Source organism: Psychrobacter sp. BF1 (assembly GCF_019279065.1).
GTDB classification, from domain to species: domain Bacteria; phylum Pseudomonadota; class Gammaproteobacteria; order Pseudomonadales; family Moraxellaceae; genus Psychrobacter; species Psychrobacter urativorans.
In genome coordinates this window covers 193,477-207,512 of sequence record NZ_JAGYWV010000004.1, presented here as the reverse complement: position 1 = coordinate 207,512, position 14,036 = coordinate 193,477, and the positions used below count along the sequence as shown (strand labels likewise).

12 protein-coding genes are annotated in these 14,036 nt (G+C 41.3%); 6 read left to right on the top strand and 6 right to left on the bottom strand.

All coding sequences use genetic code 11. From position 1 onward, the window contains the following. Positions 1-201: 201 nt before the first annotated feature. Together lptB and radA are read left to right on the top strand one after the other, a co-directional pair. On the top strand, positions 202-912 hold the full coding sequence (lptB, locus tag KZA12_RS06890; protein WP_201622170.1) for an LPS export ABC transporter ATP-binding protein: 711 nt from the start codon (positions 202-204) through the stop codon (positions 910-912). A gap of 265 nt (positions 913-1,177) precedes the next feature. Continuing rightward, entirely contained in the window at positions 1,178-2,620 is a 1,443-nt protein-coding gene (gene radA / locus KZA12_RS06885) for a DNA repair protein RadA (protein WP_218689710.1), read from the top strand. A 207-nt stretch (positions 2,621-2,827) separates the two neighbouring features. Here radA and KZA12_RS06880 read toward each other — a convergent pair whose 3' ends face one another. Continuing rightward, the gene (locus KZA12_RS06880) at positions 2,828-3,442 is read right to left on the bottom strand and encodes a septal ring lytic transglycosylase RlpA family protein (RefSeq protein WP_201622071.1); all 615 of its coding nucleotides are present in this window, start codon (positions 3,440-3,442) and stop codon (positions 2,828-2,830) included. Between the two features lie 998 nt (positions 3,443-4,440). Then, positions 4,441-5,583, bottom strand: a complete 1,143-nt coding sequence (gene rodA, locus KZA12_RS06875) for a rod shape-determining protein RodA (protein WP_201622070.1) — start codon at positions 5,581-5,583, stop codon at positions 4,441-4,443. Positions 5,584-5,888: 305 nt separating this feature from the next. Here rodA and KZA12_RS06870 point away from each other — a divergent pair, with 305 nt between their 5' ends. After that, positions 5,889-6,830 (top strand): D-Ala-D-Ala carboxypeptidase family metallohydrolase, encoded by a 942-nt coding sequence (locus KZA12_RS06870; protein ID WP_256932861.1) that lies wholly within the window; start codon positions 5,889-5,891, stop codon positions 6,828-6,830. A gap of 418 nt (positions 6,831-7,248) precedes the next feature. Next, positions 7,249-7,812: a hypothetical protein gene (locus KZA12_RS06865; RefSeq protein WP_201622069.1), complete on the top strand. Its 564-nt coding sequence runs from the start codon at positions 7,249-7,251 to the stop codon at positions 7,810-7,812. Between the two features lie 30 nt (positions 7,813-7,842). Here the strand turns inward: KZA12_RS06865 and KZA12_RS06860 are convergent, their stop codons facing one another. The 4 genes from KZA12_RS06860 to KZA12_RS06845 form a co-directional block, all read right to left on the bottom strand. Then, on the bottom strand, positions 7,843-9,336 hold the full coding sequence (locus tag KZA12_RS06860) for a pitrilysin family protein (protein WP_256932860.1): 1,494 nt from the start codon (positions 9,334-9,336) through the stop codon (positions 7,843-7,845). Positions 9,337-9,449: 113 nt separating this feature from the next. After that, positions 9,450-10,919: a pitrilysin family protein gene (locus KZA12_RS06855; RefSeq protein WP_218689709.1), complete on the bottom strand. Its 1,470-nt coding sequence runs from the start codon at positions 10,917-10,919 to the stop codon at positions 9,450-9,452. Between the two features lie 70 nt (positions 10,920-10,989). Further along, complete coding sequence (locus KZA12_RS06850; protein ID WP_218689708.1) at positions 10,990-11,220, bottom strand: hypothetical protein; 231 nt, start codon at positions 11,218-11,220, stop codon at positions 10,990-10,992. A 74-nt stretch (positions 11,221-11,294) separates the two neighbouring features. Then, positions 11,295-11,447, bottom strand: a complete 153-nt coding sequence (locus tag KZA12_RS06845; RefSeq protein WP_218689707.1) for a hypothetical protein — start codon at positions 11,445-11,447, stop codon at positions 11,295-11,297. 909 nt (positions 11,448-12,356) lie between these two features. On the opposite strand from KZA12_RS06845, the gene ftsY reads away from it, so the two are divergent. Together ftsY and KZA12_RS06835 are read left to right on the top strand one after the other, a co-directional pair. Continuing rightward, entirely contained in the window at positions 12,357-13,328 is a 972-nt protein-coding gene (ftsY, locus tag KZA12_RS06840) for a signal recognition particle-docking protein FtsY (protein WP_218689761.1), read from the top strand. Positions 13,329-13,389: 61 nt separating this feature from the next. Further along, positions 13,390-13,989 carry a methylated-DNA--[protein]-cysteine S-methyltransferase gene (locus KZA12_RS06835; protein WP_218689706.1) on the top strand — a complete coding sequence of 200 codons (600 nt, stop codon included), beginning with the start codon at positions 13,390-13,392 and terminating at the stop codon, positions 13,987-13,989. Positions 13,990-14,036: the final 47 nt, after the last annotated feature.

Genomic DNA, 14,036 nt, shown 5'->3' with positions numbered 1-14,036 from the left:
CTACTAGGCTACAGCCAGCAGCACTGCTAATATTGCCCTGTTTTACGTCCTATTATCAATACCAGCATGAGTATAAGTATGAATGATGACCGCAACCTCTCTAGCCATCCTGATTCTTTAGTATCTGAACTGGGCACACAGCAATTGGATAGTAATAAGCTTTTAGCCGATGACAATAGCGAGTCACGCATACGTTTAGTCATGCAAAACTTAGGCAAGCGCTACAACAAGCGCTGGGTGGTCAAAGATGTTTCTTTCTCTGTGGAGCAAGGCCAAGTAGTAGGGTTGTTAGGGCCGAACGGTGCTGGCAAGACTACTAGCTTTTATATGGTAGTAGGCTTAGTCAATATGGATAAAGGTCGTGTCACTTTGGGCAAGATGGATTTGTCCAAATATGCTATGCATGAGCGCGCACGTGCTGGTATTGGTTACTTACCACAAGAGGCTTCTATCTTTCGTAAGCTATCTATTGAAGATAATATTTTAGCTATATTGCAGACTCGTAAAGAGCTGTCCGCTAGTGCTCAACGTGAAGAGCTTGAAAAACTCATCAACGAGTTCAATCTACAGCATGTGCGTAAATCGTTAGGGATGAGTGTATCAGGAGGCGAGCGTCGTCGTTGTGAGATTGCTCGTGCCTTAGCTGCTGACCCTAAGTTTATTCTATTGGATGAGCCGTTTGCTGGGGTTGATCCTATTTCAGTAGGTGACATAAAAGATGTGATCTTAGCGCTAAAAAATCGCGGTATTGGGGTACTTATTACTGATCATAACGTCCGTGATACTCTAGCTATTTGTGAGAAAGCTTATATAGTCTCAGAAGGGGCGATCATTGCTGAAGGCAAACCACAAGATATCTTGGATAATGAGCTAGTAAAAAGTGTCTACTTAGGTAAAGACTTTCAGGCCTAAATTTATTTACTGCATTGACTTTATTCTGCATCAAACTCTAGTTTTATGATGGTTTGTTAATAGTATCCTAAACGATGCTTCAGCCTAGCTTATAGAGGCTGAGCATCGCATAAAACTTCACCCTTCTGTTTTTATCAGCGTCATATCCTTATCGCTGCTCTCACAATACTTATTAATTATTTTATTGACTAGATAGCTTGATAAGTGGCTTTACTTAATTTGTCACTTTCTTAATTTTTTATAATTTTTATAAGGCTTAACGACTATGGCAAAAAATACTAGTAGCTATGTTTGCCAGCATTGCGGTGCTCATTTTGGTAAATGGGCAGGACAGTGCTCTGATTGCGGCGAATGGAATAGCTTAGTCGAAGCACCCAATGTCAGTATGCCGCACCATAATAAAAAAACCCCTAAACCCGCACCTCGTGCAGCGCCTCGTAATGCTGATGCTAATAGCTCAACCACTGGCAATTATTCAGGCACTCACAGTGCGGTCATGCCTCTGAATGCGGTTAGCGTCACTTTAGATTCGCGTATGTCGACGGGTATCAGTGAGTTCGATCGGGTGCTAGGGGGTGGCTTAGTCGCCGGCTCCGTAGTATTGATAGGTGGTGATCCGGGTATCGGCAAATCTACTATCTTGCTACAAACCGCAACCAATATGGCCAAGGCTGATTCGTTGGCGGGTAGCGCCTTGTATGTCACTGGTGAGGAATCATTAGCGCAAGTCGCTATGCGCGCTAAACGCTTGGATCTACCAGCGGACAGATTGCGAGTATTAGCAGAGACTAATGTAGAGACTATCTGTGCTGCTCTAACGCAAGAGCAACCGGCTATCGCTATCATCGACTCTATTCAAACTATCTATACTGATGCCATTAATTCAGCGCCAGGTGGGGTGAGTCAAATTCGTGAGTCTGCAGCTATCTTAACTCGCTATGCTAAGCAAACGGGCACAGCATTATTCTTGGTAGGTCATGTAACCAAAGAAGGTACGCTGGCAGGACCTAGAGTACTTGAGCACATGGTCGATACTGTACTGTACTTTGAGGGTCAGTCTGATTCGCGCTTTCGAATGATTCGAGCGGTAAAAAACCGTTTTGGTGCGGTCAATGAGCTGGGTATCTTTGGTATGACGGATATGGGTCTTAAAGAAGTTGCTAACCCTTCAGCGATATTTTTAAGCCGTTATGACAAGCCAGTTGCAGGCTCAGTGGTGATGGTCAGTCGTGAAGGCACGCGTCCACTATTAGTAGAAGTACAAGCCTTGGTTGATGACTCACAAGGACAGCCACGACGTATGGCTTTGGGGCTTGATTTTCAGCGCATGTCGATGTTGTTAGCGGTTATGCACCGTCACGGCGGTATCCATACTAGCGGGCAAGATGTCTATGTGAACGTAGTAGGTGGGGTAAAGGTTATAGAAACAGGCTCTGATTTGGCAGTGTTATTAGCTTGCGCTTCTAGCATCAAAGAGCGAGCGCTGCCTTCTTCACTAGCAGTATTCGGTGAAGTAGGGTTATCTGGCGAGATACGGCCAGTACCTAATGGTCAAGAGCGTTTAAAAGAAGCTATGAAACATGGCTTTACTCATGCCATCGTGCCCAAATCTAATGCACCAGCTGCTAATTCAGCCCAATTTAAAGGTATCACTATTATCGCCGTAGAGCGCTTGGATGATGCTATAGAAAAGGCCTTTGAGCTGTAGTGATTATAGTTCCACTGTTGCTAGCTTTTATAAGTAATGCTTTAAGGACTTGTCCGATAGCGACTACTATTAGATAAGGTCTTAAAACACAAAAACCGCCAAACTTTTCTCTAAGCTTGGCGGTTTTTCTTTAAGTATTACTTTGCTATTAGCACTTATTAACAGTCTAAAAATATTAATAATATAAAAATATTAATAGTCTAAAGACTAGGGTCCTGCAACACGCTCAATAGAAACGTTACCAACCCCTTTACTAGTGATACCTAACTGTTTAGCAGCACCATAAGATAAATCTAACACACGGTTACCACTAAATGGACCACGGTCATTAACTTTTACTACTACAGTCTTACCATTGGTTTTGTTAGTGACTTTGACATAACAGTTCAAAGGTAATGAACGATGCGCCGCAGTCAAACCATTCATATCAAAAGTATCACCACTGGCGGTTTTACGACCATGGAATTTACGACCATACCAAGAAGCGAGACCAGTCTGCTTAAATTTACTCACTGAATTAGACGCAACTGCTGTCAGACGTTCCAACACATCTTCATCATTGCTGAGTCCAGTGGAGTTACTGGCCAATAGTGAACTATTAAGAGCCAAAGAGCTTGGCTGACGTGCAGATTTTACTAAACTTGATGCATTGTCATGCTGGCGAGTAAGTTCACCGAGTACACGATCAATATGCGAGGCGTTATCTTGAGAAAAGTTGGCAAGCGTAGTTTTTGCTTCGGCGGCATTAGCGCTAGACGCCATTGTTGAGCCAGCGAACAAAAATACTGACGCGGTAAGAAGACCAGATAAACGCTTATTCATATATATACCTCTGTAACCTAGATTATAAATTCTAATTAATGATCAGCTATGACTTATTATGTAGGACAAGTTGAGCTATTCTGCACTTTTATTCTAACCATCACCGATTAAGTTTATAGATAGAGAGTACAAAATATAATTAGTTTTAACTTTTAGGTAAGTTTTATAATTCGCTCATCGATGTTGCTAAATCATCAATCGTATAAAAACCAGTATTGCTGCTTATATTACTGCCGTTATAAACGCTTGATTAGTTAAACTCTGAGAAATTTCAAAGGCTAACTATACTGATGAGCTCTGACTTGAATATAATTAATTGCTAACTTTATTAGTAGATCTGTATAGGTTCTGTAGCTAAATACTCTAACAGAGGTTAACGCAATTTTTTGTAAATAACAAGCTTTAGAATCTACAAGCATCAATCAACAATAAATAGTAAACCGATGAATTGCAGCAGGAGTAAGTACTATCTAAAGTGAATAATAACAACAACTTGTCTGAAAAAATAACGAAAAAAACAGAGTGAAAAGGCGCTTACAAATTCAATAAATATTAATACCAATAAAGGTCTAAATAGTTTTATTGGTTATGCTGGTGCGCTGAGCAAAGATCATCATACGACTAATATTAATATAAAGCTACTAAGATAATTTATCTTGTTAATGATTAATAGTTTTCATAGCTAAGTAATTGAATTTATTAAGTTATGTCTATGAAATGGCTCCAAATATAAGCAGGTTATATAGAGTTTTTTTGGCAATATGTATATATATTTACAACAAAAAGCCCATAGTATATTTAGTGCTAAGCACTCAGAAAATGACTAAAAATCTTTTATCACCATTTTTTAACAAAAAAGCCCAGTTTTAAATACACTTATAGCCGATTTTTTGACTTGTAAAGGTTCAACATGACTCTATTTAAATAGCGACTTAAGCAGCTGTTTAATTAACGGGGAAATAGTCAAAAATAGCAGCTATTTAGGGGGATGAGTAGAGCTACTCAGGCCTATGAGTATGGATGGACATTAGCAATCCGAAGCCTGCCATTAAGGTGACAATAGCAGTACCACCATAGCTTATGAAGGGCAGTGGAACGCCTACTACTGGTAAAATCCCGCCAACCATGCCCACATTTACAAAGACATAAACGAAGAACGACATAGCGACAGCTCCTGCTAATAATCGGCTATAAGTATCAGGATGAGTAAAGGCGATATATAGCGAACGACTTAGTAAACAGGCATAAAAAAACATTAGTAATATTACCCCCAATAGCCCGAATTCTTCAGAAAATGCCGCTATGATAAAGTCAGTATGACCTTCGGGCAAGAAGTGCAAATGCGATTGAGTACCGTCTAAATAGCCTTTGCCAGTCAGACCCCCTGACCCTATAGCGGTTTTGGATTGGATGATATTCCAGCCAGCACCTTGAGCATCACCTTCAGGATTAAAGAGCGTTAATACGCGAGTGCGCTGATAGTCATGTAATAAGAACTGCCAAGCAATAGTGACTATGGGTACAGATAAAGCCAAGGCACCAGCGATCATCCACCAAGATAAACCTGCCAAAAATAATACAAACAATCCGCTTGCGGCTACTAATAGTGAAGTACCTAAATCCGGTTCTTTAGCTATTAATAACACTGGTATGATAATAAGTACTAGAACAATCCCCACACTGGAAAAGCTTGGCGGTAGATCGCGTTTGGATAAAAACCAAGCACACATCATAGGCATACCCAGCTTCATAAACTCTGAGGGTTGTACACTGCCAAATCCTGGCAAGTTTATCCAGCGCTGCGCGCCCATGCGAACTTCACCAATAATATCTACGAGTACTAGCAGTAGTAAACCCAATACATAAAAGATAGGGGTTAGAGTACGATAAACGCTAGGTGGAATCTGGGCCATAACGAACATAACTATGAAGGCTACACCATAACTAACTATTTGGCGCAAGACCATAGCATTGTCTTGAATCGAGGCGCTATATAAAATCGTCAAACCAATGCAGCAGATGGATAGTAACAACAACGTCAACCAAGGATCTATGTGAATCCTTTGCCACAAAGTCGGCTCAGAATGTTGACCAAGATGGTGACTTTGACGAGAAAATCTGTATTGCGGGTTAGAAGACATAGGCAAAATTTAGCTTAAAATATGGTTATAAAAAAAGTGAAGTCAATACAAAGAGCGTATTAACCAAAACGTAGTCAATTGAGAGCATAACAGTAAAATTGGGTAAACCGTAAAAAACCCCTATACGCTCGAGCTTAAATCCTCCTAAAAAGTAACTTTAGCGTAATAAAGTAACGTCATTATAAAACCTATTAGCATTAGTGTTAATAACAAACCCTCTAAGGCTAATTAACTGGCGATAGTTTAGCCTGCCTGTGAAAAATTTGATAATATCGATGAGATGTTTTTAGTGGTAGTTACCGTCAATGAAAAATGTAAACAGTGGAATTAATGAATCAATGGTTTGGCAAGTGCCAACAGGACTAGCTGCGCGTGCTGCGTTAGCCTTTTTAGTCTGTACCACCAGTGTCAGTAGTTATGCGGCGGTATTGAGTGTCGATAACGAACGCCGGATACAAGTTCGTCAGGGTAATAATGATACTAGCAATGCTTATATAACCCCTGCACCATACCGCCAGCAGATAACTGGCGATAACATGCAAGGCCTTATTGAACAAAAACAGCGCCAATATGAATTCGATGCCAAGGTATCAATAGAAGAAAGTAAGCGGGTAAATGTTAACCCGCGTACCCCTAGCTACAATACTAGCTATAGCACCACTAATAATAGTTATAATACTAGCTATAACAACTTTAGTAGCATGGATTTCAATAGCTGGCTAAATAGCAACAGCTGGCGTGCGCAACAAGTAGCCAGCTATAAAAGTTATCTTATCTCAAGACTAGGGGCACGTAATGTTCCGCCACTTGAGCAGTTATTGACAACAGCTCGTAGCTGGGACAAATGTGGCTATGAGCCTTATCAGCTACCTCCGCAAGAGTTGTGGTCAAACATAGTACCGACGTTACGACTCTATAGTGACCTAAAAGCTCAAGGTGTCTTGCCATCTGGCACTGAGATACGGTCGGTATATCGTAGTCCAAGCCTTAATGCTTGTGCGGGTGGTGCTGACGGCAGCAAGCACATGACTGCAGGTGCCATGGACATCTGGGTGCCTGAGTATGAGAGTAGTCCGTGGCGTCTTAGTAGTATGCAGGACGGTCTGTGTCAGTTTTGGCAGTATCAAGGCAATGCTTATAACTTTGGTTTAGGATTATATTCAACAGGGGCTATCCATTTAGATACTGAAGGCTATCGAAAGTGGGGTTTTCAACATGCCAGCAGCGCTTCAGCTTGTCGTTACTAGTGAGTGAGTGAGTGAAAGCTACTAACTCTAGCCATAGTTATAGGAGAGTAGCTGTCTATTTGAGTACCGCTATTTGGCTGCCACCATGATTGAGATTCATAATATAAATCATAGACTTAAGTCAGTTTTTCAGGATGTATATATTAGTAATTTATTAACAGATATTTAGTACTGAACAGTCGGTATTGACTATTATTACCTAATATCAAGAAGTTATTTTCTATGCCATTAAAGGGTCACAATGACATATAAGTCATATATAACTATCAATATTTCAAACAAATGTGTTTAAATAGCCCGCAATAATGGGCTATTTTTTTAAGTTTTATTTATAGTTATAGCTTAGTAATAAGTATTTTTTATTAATAGAGTTGTTGACCTTAGAGTCATTTGATTACAATTATAATAAGTGATATCCATGAATGTATTAAGCTTAGGGCTGGCTGATAAAACCGTGCATCAGCAACAAAACTATTATCTATTAAAGGCCAAAGCACTGCGTTTAAGTTTACAGATGATTATAGTATCAGCGCTAGTGGCAACTTCTGGTTGTTTACCAGAGGATAAGGGCAAAGTTGTCGATAATGAAGCTGCACTCGGACAACAAAGAAAGCAAAATATGCAGGAGATAAAAAACAGCATTGATAACTCCTATGCACTTTTAGCCGCTAGACGTGCTGATATCTGCCCCAAGTTGCTGCAAAAGGATGTTGATACTAATGTTATAGAGCGAGTGCAGGAAGTCATGGTCGATGACTATTGTGAATATTATCTATATCCAAAAGTCGATCAACGTATAACCGTCGAGCTCAGCGATGATAAAATCGAAGCTTTATTGGTAGTACCCGAGTTACATAATTTCGCTGACGGCGACTATAAAGTACTCTCTTATGATAAGCATGTGATCCGTTTAGCCTATAACGGAGCTACCTATAAGCCTGAGCATTTTATGTATGACGTAGTCATTAAGCTTATAGACTAAATGACTATTCAATCAAACAGCGTTAAACCCCTATTGAGGTTTAGCGCTAGCTTGGTCCCAAGGGTTATCCTGTCCTACGGTGACGATCAAAAAGTTATTAGGATCTAAAGTATCACGCAAGGTCTTATTCACCTCAGCGAGCTGCACATTATTGATCCGACTCATATAATTGGTTAAATAATCATCAGGCAGTTTATAGAAATTCATTGTCCCCAGCAAACCATTGATACCAATATTACTAGCAAAGCTCATCGGAAAGCTATTCTTTAGATTGTCTGTGGTCAGCTGCATCTCACTAGCCGTTATACCTTGCGCTAAAGTCTCATTAATCACCTTCAAACTAGCATCTATAGCCATACGCGCTTTGTCATTACGTGTCGAAAAGCTTATTTGATAAGGTCCACGAGTGAGCATAGGGCTCATCGAGCCCGATATCCCATAAGTATAGCCAAGGTTCTGTCTAATTTCAGTCATCAATCGAGCATTAAAATCGCCTCCTGCTAGTACTTCATTACCGACGGCAAAGTTAGTTTGTTGCTGTTGTTCTTTAGGATCAGTGGCGCGCTTACTGCCCAGCTGTCCCATTAGGACGGTAGTTTGGCTACTAGGAAAGTCAATATGAATATGCTGACCTTTGGTCAAAGCCTTAGGTTCAGCTAATACGCTGGCTGCTTGGCCTTTAGGTAAGTTTGCGGTAATATCTTCAGCGAGCTTTTTGGCTTGATCTATGCTCAAATTACCAGTTATGGCCAACGAAGCATTAGCGGCTACTAAATAACGATCTTTAAAAGCGATTAAGTCTTGTTGTTCGATACTAGGTACACTGGTAAGGGTGCCAGAGGAGGGGTGAGCATAAGGGTGCTTACCATACAATGCCTCGTTAAAAGCTAAGCTGGCAAGACTGCTGGGATCTTGTTTTTGTTGCTGAAGACCGACTAACAATCGCGCTTTATTACGCGCTAAAGTAGCTTTATCAAAACTAGGCTCAGTGAGCATCTGGGTCATCAAATCAACAGCTGGCAATAAATGTTCATCATCAGAGAGACTGCGCAGGGAGATAGTAAACATGTCTTTATAAGCGCTACTGCTTAGATCGATACCTAACGTCTCGACCGCCCGAGTAAAGTCATTCTCAGCTAGCTTTTTAGACCCTTGCGTCAACATAGTAGCGGTCATACTAGCAATACCAAAACCATCTGCACGTAGACTACCATCCCGCGCACTACCTGCATTAAAACGTAAATCAATATCGACGATCGGTAGAGCCGCTGCCCGTACGAAAGACACAGGAACGCCAGATTTGGTGTTGAAGTGCACAATACTTGGTACAGTAACTTTCAGCGGTTTGGCATTATTGATGCTAGTGAGCGTAGATAGGGCCGCAATAGGCGCACTGTTATCGATCATCGCTGGCACTCGATAGTCTGTAGCCTCTTCTGCTTGCGCTGGTATGGCCCAAGTTGTAAGTCCTATTAGCACTGCCATACTAACAGTGGATGCTGTGGTCATTTTTGTATTTTTCATTACTGTCATTATGTGGGTCGCCTCATAGCTTTTAACGGGCATAAGCTTTGCTTTGGTTTCTACATTAAAGTAAAGCAAAATGTTGTTTAGTTTGCCTAGTTTGCCTAGTTTGGTTAGTTATTAGCATTATCCACCAAGCCTGCTTTATTAGCGGATTTTTTAGGCGGTATAACCTGCATAACCGTCAAGTTATTCTTGACTAGATATCGTTTGCTCGCCGCTTGAATATCGGCAACTGATACGCTATCAAGTTTAGCAGGCAAGCTTGATAGTAAGCGATCATCTAAGCCAATAGCTTGCAGTGAGCCTATCATCCGTGCTTGTCCTTCCATGCTATCTTGTGCATAAACTAAGCTAGTAACCGTATTAGTCTTGGCACGGCTGATTTCGTCAGGGGCTATTGGATCCGTGGCTAGTTTGTCAATTTCAGCAGTGATAGCTTGCTGCGCTTGTGCCAAACTGACGCCTTCTCTTGGTGTCGCTTGGATCAAGAACAGCCCATCACCGCGATCTAATAAGTCATAAGAAGTACCAATAGAAGTTAACAAGCCTTGCTCACGTATTAGTCGACTCTCTAGACGCGCAGATAGACCACCGTCCAATACGTCTTGTGCCAATGATAGGGCGTAGGCTTGCTTTTCGTTAGCTGCCCCAATAGTTAATAGGCTTGGTACATTATAGCCCATCAATAATACTGGTACTTGCACCGCTTGCTCTGACTCTACCTGCTGGTAACCACGAAAGCCTTTTTGTCGGACTGCTGGGCGCTGCGGTAACTTACTGGCTTTGAGATCACCAAAGTAGCGTTTTGCTTGCGCCAAGACTTCTGTTGGTTCGACATCGCCAACGACTACTAAAGTTGCATTATTAGGCGTATACCAAGTCTTATACCAGTCTTTTAACTCACTAAGCTTAATAGATTGTAGCTCGTTCATCGGCCCAATTACCGACTCCCCTTTTGGGCTATCAGGTAAGGCTAGCAGGCGAAATGATTCGTAAGCTTTGGCTAGTGGATTGTCATCAGTACGTTGACGACGCTCCTCCATAACTACTTGATGCTCTTTGGTAAAAGCGTTTTCATCAAAACGCAGATTTAGCATCCGATCGGCTTCTAATTCTAGCGCTAACGGCAAACGATTAGCCGGGAATAGCTCATAATAGCCAGTATAATCGTAGCTAGTAAAAGCATTATTAACCCCGCCAAACTTGGCAATCAGGCGCTCATAGTCATCGCTCGAAACTTTAGTGGTGCCTTTAAACATCATATGTTCAAGTAAGTGTGAGATGCCGCCTTTGTCTAACGGCTCATCGGTAGAGCCCACCTTGTACCAAATCTGAGTCATAACGACGGGCGCACGGTGATCTTCTTTTACAATGATTTTTAGACCATTATCTAGCTGATACTCGTGGCGTCCTGATAAGTCTATAGCTAAGGCAGATGACCCAACATCTGGTGGTGCTACTTTTTGATGAATAGTTTGATAGTCGGGATGATTTGCATTAAGTTGACTGGTTTGACAAGCCGCAAGACTAGTAGCCAGCGCTAGAGCACAAGCAATACGTAAAGTTAAAGAGGAGGACATAGTGTTTTCTACTTATAAAATGACGATTAAAATAAATCTAGCTAAGTATGATGATCCGCTCAATACAATATCATAAAGAGTTTTTTATGTCAGAAATCAAAATAGCTGTTGGTTCAAGCGCTTGCAAAGTGTTACAACCTACGGTTAAAGCAGACAAAGCTACAATAATAAAGCTAGATATTAGCTTATTAGATTTGCTGTACTGATTTTGGTCATGATTGGTTGGTTGCCGTCTAAATGCTTTAGCACGAGCATAGTTTGACTGAGGTCTTAGTAAAGAGCGTTGAGGCGTGAATGACATGACCAATCCTGTTGATATAAGATAGTATTTTGAAGCTCTAAAAATAAACTTTGTAACTGAGTTTATAAGGCGACTTATAACGACTTATGTGCCCCGACTATGACACTAGCCGTCGGCTTAAACTCGTGAGTAGTGCTACAGCCTGTAGCGGATAGAGCCGTTGCTGTTAGCAAAAGCGCCAAACCTAGATGATTGAGTTTTTTACAAAAATTAATGGTTAATGACATAAGTTTTCTCAATAGAATAAGGGCTTAACTAGCATAGGCGAAGTTTAGCATGTTCAAGGTCTTATTTTTGTGTCTGAATCTTAAGAGAAGCTATCTTGATAACCCAGTGCATACTCAATAGTTAGCTAATTAGCTAGCTGCGGTTTACTCACTAGTCAGCCAACTAGGCTGAGGTTAAAAATATAGCTTATAAAATACCTATGAGATTAGCATTGTCAAAAATGAGCGCCAGCTGAATTATGCTAAACTAGGCAAAATTATTAGCTATAGCTCCGATAGCGTAGAAAACCACTTTAGAATAAACCCATTAATAATAATGCTAACTTGTAGGGCAAATTTATGAATAATCCGAACAACAGCAATCGTGTGGTGATCAATCTCGATGGCAGTCTTGATGATTTAGATGACGATGATATCACCTTACCCAGTTTGCCCACCCAATCAGTAGCTATTGTCGATGAAGCGCTGAGTGAGCCGACCTTACTGTCTGCATCAGACACTAGTGTTACTAGTACCGCTGCTATTGATACAGACCTTAGTGATAGCAATCATGGTGACAATCAAGCACTTGTTGATAGAGGCCTATCTAGTGCTACGGTGGTAGGCAACATCGCTTTAGGCGCGCCACTAATAGCTCCTGAATTCGACAGCAAGCCTGAAGAGATAGCGATTAGCGATCATAATGTTGTACAGTCGGCTGTTACTCAAGCGGCTATACCGAAGATGCCTCTGCAAGCGCAGCTTGGGGATAATCTTAGTAGTAATAGTAATAGTAATAGTAACAGTAACAGTAATAGTAACAGTAACAGTAATAGTAATAGTAACAGCGTTACTGATAGCGTTACTGATAGCGTTACCGATAGCAATACTGACAGTAATAGCGCTATAAGCTCAACCACAGCACCAGAAATGCAGAGCGATGCCACGAGCGATGAATCCCAAGGTCGACAAAAAGGCAGCTGGTTCAATCGCATGAAGTCCGGACTGGCCAAATCCCGTAAAAACTTAGCCGGTGGGATGGTCAATATACTTATCGGCGGTAAAGAAATCGACGATGAACTGTTAGAAGAAGTCGAAGATCAGCTATTGGTCGCTGATATTGGGGTCAATGCCACTAATCGTATTATCAAAAATTTGACCGAACAAACTAATCGTGGTGATTTGATTTATGCCCACTCATTATATAAAGCATTACAAAATGAGCTAGTCGATATCTTGACTCCTAAAGTAGCTCCACTAGTGATAGACAGCAGCAAACAGCCTTTTGTTATTTTAGTGGTTGGAGTCAATGGGGTGGGTAAAACGACTACTATCGGTAAGCTTGCCAAACGTCTGCAAGGTGAGGGCAAGTCAGTAATGCTAGCTGCTGGTGATACTTTTCGAGCCGCTGCTACTGAGCAGTTACAGATTTGGGGAGATCGCAATAATATTCCGGTGGTGGCACAAGGTCACGGCTCTGATAGTGCCTCAGTTATTTTTGATGCTATGCAATCAGCCAAAGCAAAAAACATTGATGTGTTGATTGCTGATACTGCTGGGCGTTTGCAGAATAAAACTTATCTTATGAATGAGTTAGAAAAAGTAGTACGTGTGATGCGTAAAGCTGATCCTACTGCGCCTCACGAAGGCATGATCGTCCTCGATGCAGGCACGGGTCAAAACGCTATTAATCAAGTGGAGCTGTTTAATAAAGTGGTTCCTCTAACAGGAATTACTATTACTAAATTAGATGGGACGGCTAAAGGCGGCGTAGTATTCAATATCGCTGAAACCACGGATGTGCCTATTCGTTATATCGGGGTCGGTGAGTCAATCGATGATCTACGCGCCTTTAGTCCTAAACAGTTTGTGGCTGCGTTGTTTGAAACTGATGATGTCTAATTTTAGTAGCCTAGTCAACGTTTAATAAGCTGTTCATTTATCATCAATAGGGATGAAGATTATGATCATAACCAGCATAGTGTTAGCAGGCAAAGACCAAGCTCAAGTAGCTTTCCCTGAATCTTCTTTATTGCTGGCCAGTCATACAATAGACGGTACGGCAAAGCTTATCTGCTGTACTTGGCTAGCAGCAGATGAGAGCTGGCAGGACAGTATAAAGTTAAGCACTTTAACAAAGCGCTATAATCTCGCTGGCTTGAAGGTTGAGTTTATAGCTGCACAGCAGTTAAAGGCTAGTGATCTAGAGCAGCAATTATTGTTGACGGCTATTGCTCAAATGCAGCAGTATCTACAAGCAGAGCGTCAGGCTTTTGATTTGCCGCTTGATACCAGCTTAGGTACTCCATTCCAGCAAAAAGTCTGGCAAGCTTTGCTTGATATCAAGCATGGCGAAACCATTAGTTATGCGATGCTTGCGCAGAATGTTGATAATCCAAAAGGGTTTCGGGCGGTTGCTAATGCTAATGGCAAAAATCCGCTAAGTATCATCATTCCTTGTCACCGAGTTATTGCCAGTGACGGTAAGCTTGGTGGCTATACTGGTGGCTTAGATAAAAAACAGCATTTGCTAGCGCTAGAGGGGGTTAGCTGTAAGCTGTAAAATGACTATTGACTAAAGATGATTATAAAAAAAGCCAAACGTTGTAT